Here is a 21011-nt window from a genome sequence, read left to right as displayed (position 1 = left end):
GTTGCGAAATCTTCCGTGACAGCGGACTTATCGTGTGCCACACGCACTTTGAGTGAGCCCATCGGGTCATCGCAGGAGAACTGCCGCACCCGGCGAGGTGCGATCTCGTTGCCCCGGACATGAACAAGATCCTCAGCCGTACGCTCGCCGTCGCTGCACTCGCCGGTGCGGCCATCTTCACCCCCACCGGTCCCGCCTTCGCCGACGACAACCCAGGCTGGAACCTCATCGGCGAGAACCTCGCCCTGGTCAACCTCCTCTCCCAGAACCAGGCCATCAACGACGGCAACAACAACAACGTCAACAACCACAGCAACGGATCCAACAACCACAACCAGCAGAACAACTCCGACAACTCAGAAATCGACCTCCTCTCCGAGTGGGACATCCTCAACCACCTGACCGTCAACAACTGACGACCTCGCGAGATCTCCCCGACACGAGCCCCCGCCCGGCCAACCGGCGGGGGCTCCCGCGCCTACCGGTCTCTTTGCCGACCGTTCGTGCGGGCCCGTGGCGCGAGGACAGCCCGGACGCCAGCGCCACACTGACGCAGCGCAGAAAGGCATCCGGGGCCATGAGCGGGCGAGGAGCCTGGCAGTGACCATGGGCGGGACTGCTCGTTGAACCCGTCAGTGCACAGCACCCCCCGAGGAACGGGGCTCCCGGTGTCATCGCCCCGGGAGCCGCGCCGTGCACGGAGCAGCGAAAGGCAGCGGCGGAGTTCCGCAGGGAAGAGAGGAAGACGGCCTCGCGCTTTAACGTAAGCTCCGGCATATGCGACGCACGCTGATACCGGTCTTGCTCGCCGCGCTCACACTGACAGCGTGCACCTCGGATCAGGACAAGGCCGAGCAATACTGGCACGGCTACCACTTCGGGGAAAAGACGGCGTCTGCCTACGCAAAGCGCGTTATCGACGACGCCTTCGAGTACTGCACGACAGGCGGCGAAGTCGCTGCTCGCCAGGACATATGCACCCAGCCGGGCGGACCGGACACGCGGTATCCGACCCACGTAGGTCAAAAGGAATGCGCTGACGAGCTCCTGGATGGCCTGGACCGAGAAGAGCGAGACGCGTGGATCGAGGGATGCCATACCGGTGTGGCACTCGACGTGCCCGATACCGTTACCTACGGGCCCGATCCGGCGAAGTAACTACGAAGTCCGCGTTTCTGGGCTCGAAGCCGTGTGGCAAGGCCCAAGTCGGCCCGTCCCTCGCTAAGGAGCCACACCCATCGCGGCTTCATTCTGGCGGCCATTGCTTCGGCACCGGGCTGGATGCCACGGCCACATCCAGGACCCGGTCCCTTCTACAGGCCCTGAGTGGTCACTGCAGGGGCATTGTTCAACCCCACCGCGAGTCATTACGGTGTGTCAGTGGATGATGACGAGGGGGATCGCTTCTCCGACGCCATTCGGCTGCTGCTGCTCATCGCGGCGGTGTCTGATCCGTTGAACGAAGCAGAGCAGCAGGCCGCGCCGACGGACGCGGTGGCTGTGCTGCGCGCCGAGGGAAGGCTTCAGAAGCTCGACTTCTGGCTGCGCAACCCGGATTACCTGGCCGATGAGCTTCTCAACGACTACGAGCGCGAGAAGGAAGCCATCAACCTGGAGCTGGCCGGCCTCATCCTGGATTCGGACGAGCCCGAGATCTGCGCCATCCCCATGCTGCGCTACCTGTTCGGGGCGTTCGAGTACATCGACCAGGCGATGAGCGTCCTGGCCGCACCGCGGCTGGTGCTGGTCGTGCCGCGGCGCACCGCCCAGCGGGTTCTTCAGGACAACTACTACCTCACGGCCAAGGGCCGCGAGCTCGCGGAACGGGCTACGGAGCAGTTTCCGGTCCTGGCCTGGTACACCGAGCGCGCCCGCCTCGTTCGCGCGCTGGCCGAAGCTACCGGGCACACCGCCCTGGCGCTGCGCAAACGCCAGTACCTGCAGCGCGACTACGCCCAGACCCCGCTGAACGAGGTCATCCCGTCGATTGCCGACCGGGCCCGCACGCGCCTGGCCCGGCTGCGCGCCGAAGCAGAGCAGGGGGACGCCGCATGACCACAGAGTCTTTGCCGGTGCCATCTGAGGCTGAGCTGTATGAGCAGATCGCCGCCCGCGTGCCATCCGTCGGCGCGGAGAGGGTCCGCGACGCTCTGTCTGCCCACGGCATCCAACCCACCAGCCCACTGCCCGCGCGCCGGCAACTGGTCGTGCACCGGCTGTACTGCGAAGGCACCAAGTCCGACACGGACGACAACGACGGCGCCTTCACCCGCGACATGACGCTGGGACCGGGCCCGTGGGCGATCGCCAGCACCCTGAACAATGCCGGCAAGTCGAGCCTTCTGTGGGCGCTGAGCTACGCCCTGCGCGGCGACGGCTTCGACGCCTTCAAACGACCCGAAACAGTGGGCTGGTTCTCCTACGTCCGCGCGGACATCGAGGTCGCCGGCGTCGCCGCCTCCATCCGCCTGACCTTCGACAAACCTGGCCGCCCCAGCTGCCGGCTCCTGAGCGCCGACACCCTCGATCACCTCACAGTCCTCAAGGGCTGCCAGGAGACCGGCCCCGGCGTCCGTGTGGTGGCCACCGCGGAACCCGACGGCGTCAAGGAGCTCATCGACCGCTTCATGCTCGACCGCTTGGGGCTGCGACCACTGCCCCTGTGGGCGGCCGAGGCCGGGGCACCGAAGGACGCCGACGGCAACCGCGACAGCGCGGAGCAGGTGCACGGCTGGGCCAGCTACTTCTATGCCATCGCGCTGAACGCGGGGAACTCCAGCATCCTGCTGGGCCCGACGTCGTACAACCAGCTTCCTGTGAAGCTAATGCAGCTCTTCCTCGACGTCCCCTACGCGTCCGAGCTGACCCAGATCAATACGGCCCGCAAGAAGGACACCCAGGAGAGCAACCGCGTTCAACGCCGGGTACGGGAGGATACCCAGGCCCGCGAGCAGCAGACCGAGCCGCTGCGCCGGGCGCTCAGCGCTGCCAAGGAGAAGGTGGCGGCCCTGGAAGCGGGCCAGCCCGACCTGACAGGTCTGCTCGCCGACGTCGATGCCGCCGCACGCCGGCTCGCGCACGACCAGGCGGCTCTCCAGGAGGCTGAAGAAGGCAGCGTCCTCGCGCGCAAGGCGCGCCTGAAGGACGAGAGAGCCGTTCGCCGGGCTGAGCAAAGCAACGCGGCCCGGGCCCTTTTGGGAGCGCTTGAGCCTGAGTCCTGCCCACGCTGCGACCACGAGATCGACGACGCCCGCCGTACCGCGGAGGAGAACGAACATCGGTGCTCGGTGTGCGCAAGCCCTCTGCCGGAGGTACAAGACGACCCAGAGGCGCGAGCCGCACTGCTCAGCCGTCTGGAGGCCCGGGTGAATGCCTCCCGCACAGCCGAAGACACAGCCAGGCAGGCCGTAGAGACGACCCGGGCCGCCTGCCACAACAGCCGTGTCGCGTACGAGCTTGCGAACGCCCGACTTACCACAGCGCGCTCCGGCAGTTGGTACTCCCGTCTCGACTCCGCCCGGGAGGCCGTCTACCAGCTGCGCGGTGCTCTGGCAGTCGCCACCGGCAACGGGACGGGCCTGCCGGAGGTGGTTGGTGACTACGTCACTGCGACGACGAGCCTGGCGGACGTCGAGGACGACTCCGACGACAGTGATGCCATCTTGGAGGCGGCCGCCGAGGTGTTGTCGAAGGTGGTCGCCGACCACAGCAAGGCCCTCTTCACCGATCTGAACGACGAGATCGTCAGCATTGCCCATGACTTGGGCGTGGCCAACCTGACCAGCGTCGACCTCAACCTGGCGGGACACCTCAACGCCTGCAAGACCGGCAAAAAGCACCCTTTCGCGGCGTTCAGCCCCACCGACCGCCTACGCATGCGTATCGCGGCCATCGTCGGCATGATCAAAGTCGGCCGTCAACGCGGCATCATGTCCCACCCCGGTCTGCTGCTCATCGACGCGCCCACAGCCGAAGAGCTCTCCCACGAGAACGCGCGTCAGTGCATCAAGACCCTCTACGAGACCGCGGCAGACGACCCGGGCATCCAGATCGTGATCACATCGATCGACGACGCCGTTTGGGAGTTCTTCCCCGAGGACCGTACCGTGACCGGTTCTGACAAGCGCCAGCTCTTCTAGGCCAGGCCACCAGGGCATTCAGCGACGACAGGGGAGGCAGAAGACGTCGTGCACGTCATCGACGAACGCCTGGCCCAGTGGGCCGCACACGCCTCCCGCCCCCAGTTGCGCGCCGGCCCGGCGGTGGTCGACCTCGGAGGTCTTGACGCAGTCCTCGCCGCTGCTGACCACCTCGCCCAGGGGCCCTTCCTTCACTACCTTATCCAGGCGACCGCACATCACCTCGACGCTTTCGGTACCGAAGCGTGCAAGCCGCTGTACGACGCCGTCCTCAACGGCATTAGGGCCAACAGGAACCACGCGGCCTTCGCCAGCGCCACCGACGTCCTCGCCAGCCGCCCATCGCTGGCACGTGAACTCGGCACCCCGTTGACCCGCGTGCTACTCACCCGTCTCCAACAAGCTCAGGATGCCGACGACGACATCGTCGCGGCCCTCATCGGAGTGGAAGCCGCGGACTGCCTCGTCCAGCTCACCCTGTCCGGCGTCACCAAGGCCGCGCGTCTCCTCGGCGCCATGGACGAAGTAACCGAGGACCTGGCTGCACTTCCCGAGGCAATGGCTACTCGCCTGCCCCGCCTCCTCGGCGTCCTCGACGCCCACCACCCCGGCGCCGGTCTCCGCGAAGCTCTTGAACGCTGCCTGATGCTCGACCACACTTGCCGGGACGCGGCGTTCGAACTCGCCCTCGGCGACCTACGCCAGGCTCTGGAACAAGACCAATACACGCCCATGGCCGAGCAACTCCGCAAAACCCAGGACCGGCTGGCCGAGCTGATCACTCTCGATCCCGACCGCCTGGACGCCCAGCTCTACCACGCAGCCCTCGAAGCCATCCTCGGCCTGTCCGCTCCCGATGCCCTCACACGCGTCCGCACCGCCGCATCCATTTTGCGCGACACCCTCCACCGCTACCGGGACTATCGCTACCGCACACGCACCCCAGCTTGGGGACGGCCGCGCCAGAACGACGTCACCGCCTGGTCAGAACTCACCGTCATGCTCGACGGTGCTGCCACACACCTTGAGGACGACGACCCCTGGTACGAGGGCGGCCACGACATCCTCACGGCACTGTTCCGCGCGTACACCGCGCACAACACGGTCGCCGTACTCACGGATACCCCTGCAGCTGCGGCCGTGGAGACCCTGGTGGCCCCCGTGATTGAGGACGCCTTCCTCCAGCACGAGCACCGGCAGCGTTTCCTCCAGCACGCCCTGGCCCACGACAAGGAGATCCGCGACGATCCTGCGGCCCAGCAGCTCCTGGCCAGCCTCCTCAGCCGAACCAAGAGCAGAGGGAACCCCAGCGATCAGCAGGCAGCTGATCAGGGAAAAGCACGACGCTGGCAGCGGCTGGCACACCAACTCAAAGACGACTTCGCTGCGTTCGCTGACCAAACGCCCGAGCATGTCCTCGACCGCCTGGAGCTCGGCCTGCGCACTCACGACGACGTCCTCGCGCCCATCGCCGACCCCAAGTACGGCCGCCTCAAGGCGCGACTCCTCACACAGCTGGAAGGCTCCCGCGACTGGCTTCCCGGCATCGCCCACGAGTTCACCGTTCTCCTGGAAACCACGATCCGTTTCGCGTACCTCTGCTACGACGTCGGCCGGAAGATGGGCGGCTCCTACACGGAGTACCTCCGCAAACGCGACAAGGACCAGAAGAAGCAAAAGGTGGACGAAGCTCTGTTCCACCAGCACTACCGAGAGGTGCTGCAGTTCTCGGCGCTCTTCGGAGTCATTAACTCAGAAGTCATTGACAAGGCAGGCGGAAGAACCGACATCCTCGTCTCCTTCGGTGCCGTTCAATTCAACGTCGAATGCAAGATCGAAGAAGACGACGCGAGCGAAACCGCACTCCGTCAATACGTCGCCCAAGCCGCCGAATACCAAAACGCCAACGCTGGATTCGCCATCCTGCTAGCTCTCGACAAAACCGTGGACGCTGAAGGCGCCGCGAACCTCTTCGACAGTATCTGGATCGAACCCGTCCAACGTGTCGGCGAAGCCGAGCCATGCCTTGTCGTCACCATCCGAGTCCCGGGAGGACGCGAGAATCCCAACCTGTTGCGCCCCGCCCCCGCGTAGCTGTCGACGTGTTCCCAGACGCGGCGCCGCCTGGCTCTCAGGTGAGGACTCCGTGTTGCGCGCCCACCAGCTCGTCCAGCAGTCCGTAGTCCACCGGGCGCCCCGCCGGATCGCTGACATCGGCGGGAAAGCCGCGGCCCTGGTGCTGGTGCTGGTGCTGGTGCCCGTCCCGCCCTGCCACAGCAGTTCGGCCGCCCGCTCCTCGGGGGCGGCCGCGAGCTGGGCGGCGTACCCGGCCAGAGCGGCGATGTCCCAGACCAGGGCCAGGGCCAGTGTCGTGCGTTGCAGGAGTGACCAGTGGCTGGGGTCGTCCAGGACCAGCACGTTGAGTGCGTTGTCGATCTGGTCGTCGTTCAGCAGCATCTCCTGCTCGAACTCCGCCAGCGTCTGCGCCCGAAACGCCCGCCAGCCACCGGTCCCGTACGTTCGCCGCCCCGGGGCTGCTCAATTCCCGGCCCCCTCCTACGCGCTCACGAGCACCGTGATGGGGCCCGCCGCGCAAGGGTCTCGAGGAAGTCGACCTCGGCCTCGACCTTGACCTCGGCCGAGCGCCGGGCGCGGGGCAGGTGTGTGCGGGTCTGTCCGGGCAGCGGGGGGTGCCCTGCGAGCATGGCCGCAGTCACCGCCGCAGCACGCTCGGGGTCATCGGCCGTGACAGCAGCGAACCCCGAGACCAGGGACGTCGACCAGCAGCTCGCTCAGGGGCAGGACTGATGACTCTCATCAAAATGTTCAGTGCCGCTCCCTCGCTCCGCCAGCGTGCGATGTGCGTGAACTGGCTGCGGTCAGCCGTTTCACTAAGGGGCGACTGGCGGTGCGTGTTTCTTCCGGCCGGTCGGCTGGGGTGGTTTCCATGGAGACGTGGGTGTGCCGTCCGGGTCGAGACCGTGCGGCCAGCGCCTGAGCAGGCCCTGCCAGCAATCGGTGCGGTTGGAGATGCTTTCGGCGCTGCCGTAGTCGGAGGCCTGACGGATCAGGATCTCGGCTCCCGCTCGGTCGCCGGCTCTCTCTCGCATCAGCCCCAGGTAGTACAGGGCGTCGCTGTCGCTACGGTCGGCGGTATGCCGGGCCAGGATCTCGGCACCGGCCCGGTCCCCGGCCTCTTCCCGCAGCAATGTCAGACGGCGCAGGAACCCGCTATTGATCCGGTCGGCGACCTGCCGGTAGAGCTCCTCGGCACTGGCCCGGTCCCCAAGCTCTTCCCGCATCGAGGCCAGGCGGCGCAGGGCGCTGGTACTGCCATGGTGAGCGGCCTGGCGGTAGAACACTTCGGCACTGGCCCAGTCCCCGGCTGATTCCCGCATCCCGGCCAGGCTGAGCAGGGCGGTGGTGTCGCCACGGTCGGCGGCCTGGCGGGCCAGGGTCTCGGCGCCGATCGGGTCCCCAGCCATCTCCCCCATCAGTGCCAGGCGGCGCAGGGCTTCGGTGTCACCGTTGTCGGCTGCCTGCTGGAGGAGGCGGTCGTCCTGAACCTTCTCCCGCGCCGATGCCAGGCGGCGTGGGACGTCGGTGTGGCCACGGTCGGCGGCCTGGCGGGCCAGGGCCTCGGCGCCAGCTCGGTCCCCGGCCTCCTCCCGCAGCAATGCCAGAGGGAGCAGAGCGTGGGTGTGGCCGTGGTCGGCGGCCCGACGGTACATCTCCTCGGCACTGGCCCGGTCTCCAGCTCTCTCCCGTGCCCAGGCCATGCCGAGCAGAGCCTCGGTATCACCGTGGTCGACAGCTTGTTGGAAGAGGCGGTGGGCCCATCGCAGACGGAACCTGCTTCTGGCTGCGTCGGCAAGGGCACGGAGGCTCTCAGGGCGGAGATGGTTGTAGGCGGAGTTCCAGAACGCTTCGGGCGGGCATAGATGACGGCGGGTATAGCGGCCGTGGTGTTCCAGGTAGTCGGCGAGCCGGAGGACTGGGCCCGTGGACGGAGGCATGGTGGTTCGGGCAGTGGGGGCAGACGGGTGCCGTGGCGGCCGAGGGCGGGTAAGGCGCAGGGGTGCTTGCTTGCCGTGGACCTGCACTGCGAGCTCGGCGTATGCCTGCTCGGCCCAGTCCTTGCTGAGCTGTTCGTAGTCGTCATCGCCGAGGTAGCCGAGGGCCGCGTCGGTCAGGAAGGCTTTGGGGAGGTGGAGACCGACGCCGAACCGGCGGGCGTCCATCGCCGCTTGCAGCAGGGCGCGGGCGGCAGCCTGGCGGGGCTGTTCGTAGCGGCGCAGGAGTTCGGGGGCTCCGGCCAGGTCCTGGGTGATCCGGCCGCTGCTCCGGTTGCGGATGAGTGCGCTGGCCAGCAGCGTGTCGCCCTGTTCGGCCAAGGCGGTCGCGGCAGCCAGGGCTGCGTTGTCGAATACGTCCGGGACGCTCAGCGTGCGACCGGCCAGCAGTTCCCGCACCCGGCTGTACGGATCGTCCCCGCGGGTTGGGGGCAGAGCGGTGTAGTCGTGGTCATCATCCGGCCACAGCGTGCCCAGCACCAGGACCGGGCCGCGTTCCTTGTCGATCAACAGTTGATGCACGGCCGCCGCGATGGGTTCACCGAACTGCCGGTCGCCGAAGTAATGGTGTGCCTCGTTCAGCCACACCACCGTACGCGGTCCGACTCGGTGCAAGTCTTCCAGCGCAGCTTCGGCACGCGTCGGATCAAAGGGATGCCACAGTCTCCACCCCTGCTCGGCGAGCGGCTGGACGGCTTCCCAGCATGCCCGGGTCTTGCCCGTCGAGGACGTGCCCACCAGCACCACGATGCCGCTGCGGCCCGCCGTTGCTGCCACCACCGCGTCGGCCAGCACCCGATCATGCGCGCGTCGTACGTACCCGGGCAACGCCCACACTCCGTCCTCGCCCGGTGCGCTTTCACCGGGGCCGGCGGGATGCACCTCGAGTTGGTGCGGCTCCCACTCGCTGATCGGCTGGCCAGGCGCTGCCCGGTCAGGCACGGCGCCGACTCGTACTGGCCAAACCATTTCACCGTGGGCTGGTGGGGGAGTGACCTGGTAGATGAAAGTGTCAATCGATCCGGCCTGGACGATAGGGCCGTGCGCCGTCGTTCCGGACACGCTGTTGCTGACCTGGAACGCATCATCCTGGCCAGGGCCGGAACCCGGCCCGTCCAAGGGAACCTGCCCGCCGGAAGTGTCCGGTCCGTCTGCCTGGTCCGCCATCAACTCCACCCCCGAACAAGGCCATTCACTGTCAGCCTGATCCCACGGTAGAAAGCCGTGCAGGCTCCGGTACGGGAATCACCGGCAGTGCGACAGGACTGTGACCACCCAGCTCCGGCCCCCGCCCGTGAAGGGCAAGTCCGTGCCGCGGACCGGCGGACCTCACGCGCAGCTGGGAACGTGGACCGCGTGCCTCGCACACACCCCGGCTGCCAGCGCATGCCGGGTTCCTCCCGCCACGCTGTGAGCTGTGTCCCGGCCGCTGTGGGAGGCAGGGCCGGGGTGCGGCAGCACGCCGGTTCTTCACCCACCCCGTCAGTCCTGGCCGGGCTGCGGGAACGTGTCGTCCTGCTCACGCCACCGCCGCAGCCTCTCCACCCGGTCTCTGGTGTGGGGGTGCTCCTCACCCAGAACCTGCCGGGAGTCCTCGACCACCCGTGCAAGCAGCCCCACGGACTCGCCCTCACGCCCCGCGCCGTGGTAGCTGGTGGCGAGGTTGGCGCGGGTGTTCAGGGTGTCGCGGTGCTGGGGTCCGAGGAGGTGTTCGCGGTCGGCCAGGACCTGTTCCTGGAGGTCGATGGCTTCGCGGGTGCGTCCTGCGGTCTGGTAGCTGGTGGCGAGGTTGGCGCGGGTGTTCAGGGTGTGGAGGTGTTGGGGTCCGAGGAGTTGTTCGCGGTCGGCCAGGACCCGCACCAGGAGCTCGATGGCTTCGCTGGTGCGCCCCGCGTCCCGGTAGCTGGCGGCGAGGTTGGCGCGGGCGTTCAGGGTGTCGGGGTGCTGGTGCCCGAGGAGGTGTTCGCTGTCGGCCAGGACCTGTTCCTCCAGGGCGATGGCTTCGCCGGTGCGCCCTGCGGTCCGGTAGCTGGCAGCGAGGTTGGCGCGGGCGGTCAAGGTGTCGGGGTGCTGGGGTCCGAGGAGGCGGTCGCTGTCGGCCAGGACCTGTTCCTCCATTTCGATGGCTTCGCCGGTGCGCCCCGCTGTCCAGTAGCTGGCAGCGAGGTTGGCGCGGGTGGTCAGGGTGTCGGGGTGCTGGGGTCCGAGGAGGCGGTCGCTGTCGGCCAGAACCTGCTCCAGGAGCTCGATGGCTTCGCTGGTGCGCCCCGCGTCCCGGTAGCTGTTGGCGAGGTTGGCGCGGGCGGTCAGGGTGTCGGGGTGCCGTGGTCCGAGGAGGCGGTCGCGGTCGGCCAGGACCTGTTCCTCCAGGGCGATGGCTTCGCCGGTGCGCCCCGCCGTCCAGTAGCTGGTGGCGAGGTTGGCGCGGGCGGTCAAGGTGTCGGGGTGCTGGGGTCCGAGGAGGCGGTCGCTGTCGGCCAGAACCTGCTCCAGGAGCTGGACGGCTTCGCGGGTGCGTCCTGCGGTCCAGTAGCTGGTGGCGAGGTTGGCGCGGGCGGTCAGAGTGTCGGGATGGCCGGCTCCCAGCAGTCTTTCCGCGAAGGCGACCTGGCATTCCCAGTAGGCAAGGGCCGCTGTGGGGAGCCCGTTGCGCCAGTGACTGCTCCCAGCCTGGTAGAGAAGCTCATGACCGTCCGGCTGCCAGAGAAGATCGCCCGCCAACGGCCACAGATGATCTGTGTTGGCACGCAGAACGGTGGCGCGGGCCATGTCGTGATGGTCTTCCTCGGGCCACAGCCCAAGGAGCGCATCCGCGACAGCCCGCACGACCGTGCCCTTGCTCTCCGCAGAGAGAGCTTCGCGTACGGCGCGCGCGGTCAGCGCGTGGATCTGTACGGCACGGTGCGGATCCTCGTGCCGGGTGGTGATCAGCCCGTACCGGTGCAGAAGGCGCATCGCCTCACGCCCGGCACCCGGACCCACCGCAGCCCGGCCAGACGAAGAGAACACCCGCCCCAGCAAACCCCGCCATCCCCGGACGCCCTTCCCGGACCGGCGCGCCCTCGCAAGGTACGCACGGACCGCCCCGGTCTGCCAGAACTCGGCGGGATGCCCGGCCGGGTCGAGGAACGCCGCCAGGTCGAGGGCCGGTGCGGCGAGCCCGACCGGCTCGGCCGCCTGCGCCGCGTCCAGCGACAACAGCAGCGCCGCCGCGACCTCACGCCCGTACGCCTCCCCGTTTCCTCTCGCGGGCAGGACCTGGTCGAGCTTCTGCTCCTGATCGCGGAAGTGCTCCACATACACAGCACACGGCTGGTCCTCGTTGATCATCCACGCGGCCGCGTACCCGAGCGCGAGCGGCAGATGCCCCAGCACGTCCCCGATCTCGTCCACGGCCTCATCGAGGAGGTGCCCGGCATCAGCGAGGGTGAGCCGCTCTCGCAGGAACGCCGCAGACTCGGCGGCTGTGTAGGTGCTGACGTCCAGGACGTGCCGGCCACCGCCGCTGATGTCGGCGCCCTTCAGCCGGGTCGTGATCACCGCCCGATGCCGCACCCCGGCACCGCCGTCTTCCCCCGGAACCTGCCCACCGCCATCATGAACACCGGCTGGTGGCCACCAGCCGCGCAGGGCGTCGGGTTCGGTGACGTCGTCCAGGACGACCAGCCACGACCGGCCGGTCGTGGCCGCCCAGTTCAGGAAGGCCCGCGCGTCGCTCTCCACATCCTGTCCAGCGGCGCCGGGTGCCTGGACCAGGAGTGCGGCGGCCGCGTAGGTGCCCAGGACCTCTTCGGCCCTGGTGGCGTCGGCCCACAGGACGAGGTCGGTTCCGTCAATCCCGGCGTGGTGGGCGAGGGCGGCGGCGAGCTGGGTCTTGCCCACGCCCCCGCCGCCGGACAGGACCTGGCTGAGCACGACCGTGCCCGCTGCGCTCTGGGCACGGTGGATCTGCTCACGCAGCGCGGTGCGGGGCTGATGGGCGGTGACCAGGTCGGGGACGGCTCCGATCCGCAGGGGCCAGGCGGGTCCACCTCCCGGTGCCGGTGCGGGTGCTGGTGGGGGAGGGGCGTGCTGGTGCTGGACGAGGGTGAGGGCGCCGATGGACCCGGCCTGGACGAGCGAGCCGTGCACCGTCGTCGTTCCGGACACGCTGTTGTGGACCCGGTTCCCCATCCCGCCCGCTCCTGGCACCCCTCCCGTCCCGTCACTACCAGTTGACGCACTCCCGACCGGCTCACCGTTCTCGCCGGGGGACACGCTGCCCCCGGCTTCACCGGGCTCACCAGTACTGTCAGCCCTGGTGCTGGTGCTGGTGCTGGTGGCGGTGCGGAACTGTTCCAAGACCTCGTCAACAGGAAGACCCAGGGCTTGGGCGAGGGCGGCGACGGTGGCCGGGCTGGGCGCGGGGTCCCCGTCGCGCAGGGCCTGGTAGACGACCGTGCGTGAGCGTCCGGCGCGGACGGCGAGCTGGCTCTTGGTCAGCCCGGAAACAGCCAGCGCGTTGTTCAGCCGCACCCGCAAGGCCGACAGTTCTCCAGCGCCCATGTTTCCCCTGCCTTTCCCCGCTGCGTCCCCTGCCGGGCCACGAGGCCCCTGCCGAGCAAGGGGAGCCGGTGACGCCCGGGAATGTCCATCATGGTCCGGGACGGACCCCGCCGGACACCTTTTCGCAGACCTTGATGCACGACATCACCACCCGCGTGAAAGGAAGTTGACCATGCCCCTCTGTCTCTCGTGCTGCTCGTCCTTGGCATCGTGCCGGCCCTGACGATCGCGGTGCTGGTGGCCACGGCCGCGGGAAGCTGGCCCCTCTGGACGGCGCGACCCACCCCCACCACCCTCACCAGGACCGTGCCGTCCTCGCCGCGGTCTTCACCGGTGCCCTGACCCAACTCCTGCGATGAGGGAACACCACGGGGCCGTCGGTATCCGTGCCGACCGCCCCGCCTGCCCAGCCCGGCGCTCCCTCCCGGCGAACAACACCCAGCTTCCCCGCACTCACCAGCGCATGCCGAGCTGATCCAGCTCGGCCCGCCGCGCCGGGGTGAGCTTGTCGGCCCGCCGCCGGACGTTGTCGAGGAACATCCCGAGCCGCACGCCCACGACACCCCGCCCGCCGCCGTCTCCGGCGCAGTCAGCACCCGGCTGACGCCCTCCCGCCCCAACGTCGGCCCCCAACTCCTCCACGTGCTTGCGGGGCACCCGAAGGTGATGTTCCCGGGCGTGGAACTGCCGGGCCGCGGCCATGTTCAGCGCCCACGTGTCGTCCTGTGTCCGCTGCACCGGCCGCTCCTCCACCGTGGCGGGTTCGAGCCCCAGGATCTCCAGCAGCACCCGCTGCCCCACCATCAGCTGCTCCCCGTTGAGGCGCTGTGCGCGTACCCAGTGTCCGAGGTCCTCGCCCTGGACCACGACGTCGCCGGCATCCATCGGGACCGGGTTGCCCGCGTCGCGGTGGGCCTTGACGAGCCGGAAGTGGCGCTGCCATGTACACGAGTCCGCCGTCTCCTACAGCGCCTCAGCTGCGCAGAAGGAGAAGGCCCGGCTGGAGGCGAACGGCGACGTCGTACGGATCGTGCCGGTGAAGCCCGGCGAGACCGCGCCCGAGGTCGTTCTGGAGGAGATGCGCGGCGAAGCCGCCTGACCCGCCCCGCGTCAGCATGGTGCTGACGCGGCCAAAGCCCCCGGACAGCACTGCGCCCCGGACCCGCCGTTGAAAGACGGGAACCGGGGCGCAAGTCTGTTCTCCAAGCAGGTCAGCAGGGGGCGGGGGCGTGTCCCCAGCCGATGTCGGGAACGCACCCCCAACCGGTGTCGGGAACGGTGTCCCCGTCAGGGCCGTGCAGGTGCCATCCGGTGCCGGTCACAACATCCCTCCCCACGCTCACGCCACGCCCCTCGGACAGAGAACCGCGATCACGCCCGACCCTCACCCCCACCCACCGTCACCAGCGCATCCCCAGTTCATCCAGCTCCGCCCGCCGCCCGGCGGTGAGCCTGTCAGCCCGCCGCCGGACGTTGTCCACGAACGTCCCCAGCCTCACCAACACACCGCCAGCACCCGGCTGACGCCCTCCCAACCCAACACCGGCCACCAACCCCTCCACGTACTTCCCGGGGCACCCGCAGATGCCCTTCCCGCCCGTGGAACTGCCGCGCCGCCGCCATGTTCACCGCCCACCTGCCGTCCTGCGTCCGCTGCACCGGCCGCTCCCCCTCCCCAGCAGGCTCAAGCCCCAGGATCTCCAGCAGCACCCGCTGCCCCACCACCAGATGCTCCCAGTCGAAGCGCTGCGCGCGGACCCACTGCCCGAGGTCCTCGCCCTGGACCACGACCTCGCCCGCCTCCATCGGGACCGGGTTGCCCGCGTCGCGGTGGGCCTTGAGGAGCTGGAAGTGCCGCTGCCATCCCGCGTTCCAGACCGGGCATCAGCCGGGTGCGACGCCGTCCAGCACATCCAGGCGCCCGGTGCTCATCGCGCGCCGCCCGGCAGCACGCCGGTTCTTCACCCGCCCCGTCAGTCCTGGCCGGGCTGCGGGGACGTGTCCTGCTCACGCCACCGCCGCAGCGCCTCCACCCGGTCTCTGGTGTAGGGGTGCTCCTGGCCCAGTACCTGCCGGGAGTCCTCGACCGCCCGTGCAAGCAGCCCCACAGCCTCGCCCCCACGCCCCGCATCCCGATAACTGATGGCGAGGTTGGCGCGGGTGGTCAGGGTGTCGGGGTGTTGGGGTCCGAGGAGTTGTTCGCTGTCGGCGAGGACCTGTTCCAGGAGCTGGATGGCTTCGCCGGTGCGCCCCGCAGCCTGGTAGCTGGTGGCGAGGTTGGCGCGGGTGTTCAGGGTGTCGGGGTGTTGGGGTCCGAGGAGTTGTTCGCTGTCGGCCAGGACCTGCTCCTCCAGGTCGATGGCTTCGCCCGTGCGCCCTGCGGTCCAGTAGCTGATGGCGAGGTTGGCGCGGGCGGCCAGGGTGTCGGGGTGCCGGTGCCCGAGGAGGTGTTCGCTGTCGGCGAGGACCTGTTCCAGGAGCTGGATGGCTTCGCCGGTGCGCCCCGCAGCCTGGTAGCTGGTGGCGAGGTTGGCGCGGGTGTTCAGGGTGTCGGGGTGCCGGTGCCCGAGGAGGTGTTCGCTGTCGGCGAGGACCTGTTCCAGGAGCTGGATGGCTTCGCCGGTGCGCCCCGCAGCCTGGTAGCTGGTGGCGAGGTTGTCGCGGGCGGTCAGGGTGTGGGGGTGCCGTGGTCCGAGGAGTTGTTCGCTGTCGGCCAGGACCTGCTCCTCCAGCTGGATGGCTTCGCCGGTGCGTCCTGCGTCCCGGTAGCTGTTGGCGAGGTTGGCGCGGGTGGTCAGGGTGTGGGGGTGCCGTGGTCCGAGGAGGTGTTCGTGGTCGGCTAGGACTTGTTCCTGGAGTTCGATGGCTTCGCCGGTGCGCCCCGCATCCCGGTAGCTGCCGGCGAGGTTGGCACGGGCGGTCAGGGTGTGGGGGTGCCGTGGTCCGAGGAGTTGTTCGCTGTCGGCTAGGACCTGTTCCTGGAGTTCGATGGCTTCGCTGGTGCGTCCTGCGTCCTGGTAGCTGATGGCGAGGTTGGCACGGGCGGTCAGGGTCTCGGGGTGCCGTGGTCCGAGGAGGTGTTCGTGGTCGGCTAGGACTTGTTCCTGGAGTTCGATGGCTTCGCGGGTGTGCCCCGCCGTCCAGTAGCTGGTGGCGAGGTGGGTGCGGGCGGTCAGGGTGTCGGGGTGTTCGGCTCCCAGCTGGCGCTGCGCGTGGGCGGCCTGGTGTTCCCAGTAGGCGACGGCGAGGTCAGGCAGCCCGGCGAGCAGGTGGCTTTCCCCGGCCCGGGACAGGAGCCGGTGCATACCGGCGTGACGGAGGCAGAGGTGGTCGCCGGCCAGGGGGTAGAGGTGGTCGGTGTTCGCGCGCAGCACCGCGGCCCTGGCCATGTCGTGGTGGTCTTCTTCCGGCCAGAGTTCCAGCAGCCCGTCGGCGACCGCCTCCACCACCACACCCGTGTTTCCTTCGGGGAGGGCTTCGCGTGCGGCGCGCGCGGTGAGAGCGTGGATCTGTACGGCGCGCTGCGGGTCGTCGTGCCGGGTGGTGACAAGCCCGTAGCGGTGCAGCAGCCGCATTGCCTCGCGCGCGGTCTCCCGACTCACCGCCGCGACGCGCCCGTCGTCATCGCCGCCGTCGGCGGAACCGGCCGTGTCTGCAGCCCCCGGCCCGGCCGCGGGCACGCCGTCTTCCTCCAGAGCCGGGCTCGGGCTCGGGCCGAGTTCACCGCCGGGGCCGTGTCCGCCGCCGGACGGGGCGGCCGCGACCGCGCGGGTGAGGTACGCGGCCACCGCCCCGGTCTGCCAGAACTCGGCAGGGTGTCCGGCCGGGTCGAGGAACGCCGCCAGGTCAAGGGCGGGTACGGCGAGCCCGACGGGCTCAGCGGCCTGCGCCGCGTCCAGCGACAACAGCAGCGCCGCCGCGACATCACGCTGGTACCCCTCACCGCTTCCAACAGCGGGCAGCACCTCATCAAGCCGCTTCCGCTCGTTACAGAAGCGCTCCACATACACAGCACACGGCAGATCCTTGTTGATCATCCACGCGGCGGCGTAACAGAGCGCCAGCGGCAGATGCCCCAGGACCACCCCCACCTCGTCCACAGACCCGTCCAGCAGATGTCCGGCACCCAGCCGCTCGCGCAGGAACGCCGAAGACTCGGCGGCTGTGTAGGTGCTGATGTCCAGGACGTGGCGGCCGCCGCCGCTGATGTCGGCGCCCTTGAGCCGGGTGGTGATCACCGCGCGATGCTGCGGCCCGGCAGCCTCGCGCGTGCCCGGAGGATGTTCTTCTCCTGTTCCGTGGGCGCTGGCTGGTGGCCACCAGCCGCGCAGTGCGTCGGGTTCGGTGACGTCGTCGAGGATGATCAGCCACGACCGGCTGGTCGTGGCTGCCCAGTTCAGGAACGCCCTGGCGTCACTCTCCACATCCTGCCCGGCAGCACCGGGCGCCTGGACCAGGAGTGCGGCTTGCGCGTAGGTACCCAGGACCTGTTCGGCCCTGGTGGCGTCGGCCCACAGCACGAGGTCGGTGCGGTCGTGGGCGGCGTGGTGGGCGAGGGCGGCGGCGAGCTGGGTCTTGCCCACGCCCCCGCCGCCGGACAGGACCTGGCTGAGTACGACCGTGCCCGCCGCGCTCTGGGCCCGATGGATCTGCTCACGCAGCGCGGTCCGGGGCTGGTGGGCGGTGGCCAGGTCAGGAACGGCGCCGATGCGCAGCGGCCAGGCCACCTTCCCGTGGGCTGGTGGGGGAGGGGCCTGGTAGGTGAAGGTGCCGATCGATCCGCTCTGGACGACGGGCCCGTGCACGGTCGTTCCGGACATGCTGTTGCTGACCTGGACCGCATCATCCTGGCCCGGTCCGGAACCTGGCCCGTACAAGGGAACCTGCCCGCCGGAAGTGTCCGGTCCGTCTGCCTGGTCCGCCATCAACTCCACCCCCGGGCAAGGCCGTTCACTGTCAGCCTGATCCCACGGTAGAAGGCCGCGCAGGCTCCGGTACGGGCAATGCCCGGCAGTGCGACAGGACCGTGACCACCCAGCCCCGGCCCCCGCCCGTGAAGGGCAAGCCCGTGCCGCGGACCGGCGGACCTCACGCGCAGCTGGGAATGTGGACCGCGCGCCTCGCACACACCCCGGCTGCCAGCGCATGCCGAGTCCCTCCCGCCACGCTGCGAGCTGTGTCCCGGCTGCTGGGGGAGGCAGGGCCGGAGTGCGGCAGCACGCCAGCTCTTCAGCCACCCCGTCAGTCCTGGCCGGGCTGCGGGGACGTGTCCTGCTCACGCCACCGCCGCAGCCTCTCCACCCGGGCTCTGGTACGGGGGTGCTCCTCGCCCAGTACCTGCCGTGAGTCCTCGACCACCCGTGCAAGCAGCCCCACAGCCTCGCCCCGACGCCCCGTGCCGTGGTAACTGACGGCAAGATTGTCGCGGGTGTCCAGGGTCTCGGGGTGTTGGGGTCCGAGGAGGTGTTCATGGTCGGCCAGGACCTGTTCCAGGAGCTCGATGGCTTCGCTGGTACGCCCCGCATCTCGGTAGCTGTGGGCGATGTTGGCGCGGGCGGTCAGGGTGTGGGGGTGTTGGGGTCCGAGGAGGTGTTCGCTGTCGGCCAGGACCTGTGCCTGGAGCTCGATTGCTTCGCTGGTACGCCCCGCCGTCCAGTAGCTGGCGGCGAGGTGGGCGCGGATGGTCAGGGTGTGGGGGTGTTGGGGTCCGAGGAGGTGTTCGCTGTCGGCCAGGACCCGTTCCAGGAGCTCGATGGCTTCGCTGGTGCGCCCCGCTTCCCGGTAGCTGGTGGCGAGGTTGGCGCGGGTGGTCAGGGTGTGGGGGTGGTGGCCGAGGAGGTGTTCGCGGTCGGCCAGGATCTGCTCCTGGAGCTCGATTGCTTCGCTGGTGCGCCCCGCGGCCTGGTAGCTGAGGGCGAGGTTGGCGCGGGCGGTCAGGGTGTCGGAGTGCTCGGCTCCAAACTGGCGCTGCGCGTGAGCGGCCTGGCTCTCCCAGTAGGCCACGGCCAGGCCGGGAAGCCCGCTGAGTACGTGGCTTTCCCCGGCCCGGGACAGGACCCCATGCACACCAGCATGACGGGAGCAGAGATGGTCGCCGGCCAGGGGATAGAGGTGATCGGTGTTCGCGCGCAGCACCGCGGCCCTGGCCATGTCGTGCTGGTCTTCCTCCGGCCACAGCTCCAGCAGCCCGTCCGCGACCGCCCCCACCACCACACCCCTGCCTGGTTCGGGAAGGGCTTCACGTGCGGCGCGCGCGGTGAGCGCATGGATCCGTACCGTGCGCTGCGGATCGTCCCGCCGGGTGCTGATCAGTCCGTAGCGGTGGAGCAGCCGCATCGCCCTGCGCGCAGTCGCCGCGTCCACCACCGGGACACGCTCTGCGTCCCCGCCCGAACCCACCGCTTCCTCCCGCACGTCCGGCCCCAGGGCCCCCGCCCCGGCCAGGACCGCAGGGTCTGTGTCCCGGTCACGTTCCCGTCCACGACCGCCCCCATCACCAGCCGCCGCGGCTCCGGTGCGGGTGCGGGTGAGGTAGCCGGTGACCGCGTCGGTCTGCCAGAACTCGGCGGGGTGTCCTGCCGGGTCGAGGAACGCCGCCAGGTCCAGCGCCGGCCGCGCGAGCCCGACCGGCTCGGCCGCCTGCGCCGCGTCCAGCGACAACAGCAGCGCCACAGCGATCTCCCGGTCGTACGCCTCCCCGCTCCACCGGGCGGGCAGCACCTGGCCGAGCCTGCGCTTTTGGTCCCGGAAGTGCCGGACGTACGTACCACAGGGCTGGTCTTCGTTGATCATCCATGCGGCCGCGTAGCCGAGGGCGAGCGGCAGGTGCCCCAGCACGGTACCGACGTCGTCCACGGCCTCATCGAGGAGGTGCCCTGCGTCGGCAAGGACGAGGCGCTCCCGCAGGAACGCTGCGGACTCGGCGGCTGTGTAGGTACTGATGTCCAGGACGTGGCGGCCGCCGCCGCTGATGTCGGCGCCTTTGAGCCGGGTGGTGACCACCGCGCGATGCTGCGGCCCGGCAGCCTCGCGTGCACCCGGCGGCTGCCCCTCTCCTGCTCCGTGGGCGCCGGTGGGCGGCCACCAGCTGCGCAGCGCGTCGGGTTCGGTGACGTCGTCCAGGATGATCAGCCACGATCGGCCGGTCGTGGCCGCCCAGTTCAGGAACGCCCTGGCGTCGCTCTCCACGTCCTGTCCGGTGGCGCCGGGTGCCTGGACCAGGAGTGCGGCTTGCGCGTACGCGCCCAGGACCTGTTCGGCCCTGGTGGCGTCGGCCCACAGGACGAGGTCGGTTCCGTCGTGTCCGGCGTGGTGGGCGAGGGCGGCGGCGAGCTGGGTCTTGCCCACGCCCCCGCCGCCGGACAGGACCTGACTGAGCACGACCGTGCCCGCCGCACTCTGGGCGCGGTGGATCTGTTCACGCAGCGCGGTCCGGGGCTGGTGGGCGGTGGCCAGGTCAGGAACGGCGCCGATGCGCAGCGGCCAGGCCACCTCAGCGCGGGCTGTCGGGGGAGGGGCGTGGTGGATGAACGTGCCGATGGACCCGGCCTGGACGACAGGGCCGTGGACCGTTGTTCCGGAGACGCTGTTGCTGACCTGGACCGCATCATCCTGGCCAGGGCCGGAACCCGGCCCGTCCAAGGGAACCTGCCCGCCGGAAGTGTCCGGTCCTTCTGCCTGGTCCGCCATCAACTCCACCCCCGAACAAGGCCGTTCACTGTCAGCCTGATCCCACGGTAGAAGGCCGCGCAGGCTCCGGTACGGGAATCACCGGCAGTGCGACAGGACCGTGACCGACCGGCCCCACCCCCTCTCGATCACTCCCCAACAGCCCGCACCCCGTGCGATGGGCAACAGCCCCTCCCACAGAATCCAGCACTAAACTATTTTGAAGCACACAGCAGGATACGGTTCAGATCCACACGAGCCCACGACCCCTGCACCAGCGACCGCCTCTCAGAAACCTGATGACGAAGCATCAGATCCAGCGAGAGGCAAAGCCCAAAACCATCGAACAGAAAACCGACCACCGGACAGCCCCGACCCTGTAGCCAGCCGCTTTTCCGGGAAGCGCGGAGCGCGCCCCCGGCGGCCGGATCGCGGAGCGACCCGAGCCAAGGCCAACGGAGTTGACCCCTTCGGGGCCGCGGAGCGGACCAGAAGGCCGACGCGAAGCGTCGGCAGCAGCGCGGAGCGCTGCACGTATTTCGCCGCGTAGCGGCGGCGCGTTGTGTCTGCGGAGCAGACCGCGCGC

At 69.5% G+C, this 21011-nt stretch carries 12 protein-coding genes; 6 read left to right on the top strand and 6 right to left on the bottom strand.

Annotation, left to right across the window (positions count from 1 at the left end; genetic code table 11):
* Window positions 1-119: 119 nt before the first annotated feature.
* The 5 genes from ACIBNE_RS40635 to ACIBNE_RS40615 all read left to right on the top strand — a co-directional run bounded on the left by ACIBNE_RS40635 (window position 120) and on the right by ACIBNE_RS40615 (window position 6233).
* Window positions 120-416 carry a hypothetical protein gene (locus ACIBNE_RS40635; RefSeq protein WP_399281054.1) on the top strand — a complete coding sequence of 99 codons (297 nt, stop codon included), beginning with the start codon at window positions 120-122 and terminating at the stop codon, window positions 414-416.
* Between the two features lie 361 nt (window positions 417-777).
* On the top strand, window positions 778-1158 hold the full coding sequence (locus ACIBNE_RS40630) for a hypothetical protein (protein WP_399281053.1): 381 nt from the start codon (window positions 778-780) through the stop codon (window positions 1156-1158).
* A gap of 222 nt (window positions 1159-1380) precedes the next feature.
* Window positions 1381-2055 carry a hypothetical protein gene (locus tag ACIBNE_RS40625; RefSeq protein ID WP_399281051.1) on the top strand — a complete coding sequence of 225 codons (675 nt, stop codon included), beginning with the start codon at window positions 1381-1383 and terminating at the stop codon, window positions 2053-2055.
* Window positions 2052-4139, top strand: a complete 2088-nt coding sequence (locus ACIBNE_RS40620; RefSeq protein ID WP_399281049.1) for a hypothetical protein — start codon at window positions 2052-2054, stop codon at window positions 4137-4139. Before ACIBNE_RS40625 ends, ACIBNE_RS40620 begins: the two co-directional genes overlap by 4 nt.
* A 48-nt stretch (window positions 4140-4187) precedes the next feature.
* Window positions 4188-6233 carry a hypothetical protein gene (locus tag ACIBNE_RS40615; protein ID WP_399281047.1) on the top strand — a complete coding sequence of 682 codons (2046 nt, stop codon included), beginning with the start codon at window positions 4188-4190 and terminating at the stop codon, window positions 6231-6233.
* Window positions 6234-6270: 37 nt separating this feature from the next.
* Here the strand turns inward: ACIBNE_RS40615 and ACIBNE_RS40610 are convergent, their stop codons facing one another.
* From ACIBNE_RS40610 to ACIBNE_RS40595, 4 genes are all read right to left on the bottom strand, one after another.
* Window positions 6271-6414: a hypothetical protein gene (locus ACIBNE_RS40610; protein ID WP_399281045.1), complete on the bottom strand. Its 144-nt coding sequence runs from the start codon at window positions 6412-6414 to the stop codon at window positions 6271-6273.
* Window positions 6415-7030: 616 nt separating this feature from the next.
* Window positions 7031-9379, bottom strand: coding sequence for a hypothetical protein (locus tag ACIBNE_RS40605; RefSeq protein ID WP_399281043.1), 2349 nt, complete (start codon window positions 9377-9379; stop codon window positions 7031-7033).
* A gap of 315 nt (window positions 9380-9694) precedes the next feature.
* Window positions 9695-12757: a tetratricopeptide repeat protein gene (locus ACIBNE_RS40600; RefSeq protein ID WP_399281041.1), complete on the bottom strand. Its 3063-nt coding sequence runs from the start codon at window positions 12755-12757 to the stop codon at window positions 9695-9697.
* A gap of 453 nt (window positions 12758-13210) precedes the next feature.
* Complete coding sequence (locus ACIBNE_RS40595; RefSeq protein WP_399281039.1) at window positions 13211-13642, bottom strand: helicase associated domain-containing protein; 432 nt, start codon at window positions 13640-13642, stop codon at window positions 13211-13213.
* A gap of 31 nt (window positions 13643-13673) precedes the next feature.
* Here ACIBNE_RS40595 and ACIBNE_RS40590 point away from each other — a divergent pair, with 31 nt between their 5' ends.
* Complete coding sequence (locus ACIBNE_RS40590) at window positions 13674-13856, top strand: hypothetical protein (protein WP_399281037.1); 183 nt, start codon at window positions 13674-13676, stop codon at window positions 13854-13856.
* Between the two features lie 874 nt (window positions 13857-14730).
* Here ACIBNE_RS40590 and ACIBNE_RS40585 read toward each other — a convergent pair.
* Window positions 14731-17577: a tetratricopeptide repeat protein gene (locus ACIBNE_RS40585; RefSeq protein WP_399281035.1), complete on the bottom strand. Its 2847-nt coding sequence runs from the start codon at window positions 17575-17577 to the stop codon at window positions 14731-14733.
* A gap of 421 nt (window positions 17578-17998) precedes the next feature.
* Window positions 17999-20446 (bottom strand): tetratricopeptide repeat protein, encoded by a 2448-nt coding sequence (locus ACIBNE_RS40580; protein ID WP_399281033.1) that lies wholly within the window; start codon window positions 20444-20446, stop codon window positions 17999-18001.
* Window positions 20447-21011: the final 565 nt, after the last annotated feature.

It is taken from the genome of Streptomyces sp. NPDC050504 (genome assembly GCF_044458065.1).
In the GTDB taxonomy this organism is placed as follows: domain Bacteria; phylum Actinomycetota; class Actinomycetes; order Streptomycetales; family Streptomycetaceae; genus Streptomyces.
Note: the sequence above shows the minus strand (reverse complement) of the source record. Positions and strands in the feature narration are given on the sequence as shown.

Bases quoted from the DNA above. Each gene is read 5' to 3' on its own strand.
- ACIBNE_RS40635 (WP_399281054.1), top strand. From the start codon at position 120: ATGAACAAGATCCTCAGCCGTACGCTCGCCGTCGCTGCACTCGCCGGT.
- ACIBNE_RS40630 (WP_399281053.1), top strand. From the start codon at position 778: ATGCGACGCACGCTGATACCGGTCTTGCTCGCCGCGCTCACACTGACA.
- ACIBNE_RS40620 (WP_399281049.1), top strand. From the start codon at position 2,052: ATGACCACAGAGTCTTTGCCGGTGCCATCTGAGGCTGAGCTGTATGAG.
- ACIBNE_RS40605 (WP_399281043.1), bottom strand. From the start codon at position 9,379: ATGGCGGACCAGGCAGACGGACCGGACACTTCCGGCGGGCAGGTTCCC.
- ACIBNE_RS40600 (WP_399281041.1), bottom strand. From the start codon at position 12,757: ATGGGCGCTGGAGAACTGTCGGCCTTGCGGGTGCGGCTGAACAACGCG.
- ACIBNE_RS40595 (WP_399281039.1), bottom strand. From the start codon at position 13,642: ATGGATGCCGGCGACGTCGTGGTCCAGGGCGAGGACCTCGGACACTGG.
- ACIBNE_RS40585 (WP_399281035.1), bottom strand. From the start codon at position 17,577: ATGTCCGGAACGACCGTGCACGGGCCCGTCGTCCAGAGCGGATCGATC.
- ACIBNE_RS40580 (WP_399281033.1), bottom strand. From the start codon at position 20,446: ATGGCGGACCAGGCAGAAGGACCGGACACTTCCGGCGGGCAGGTTCCC.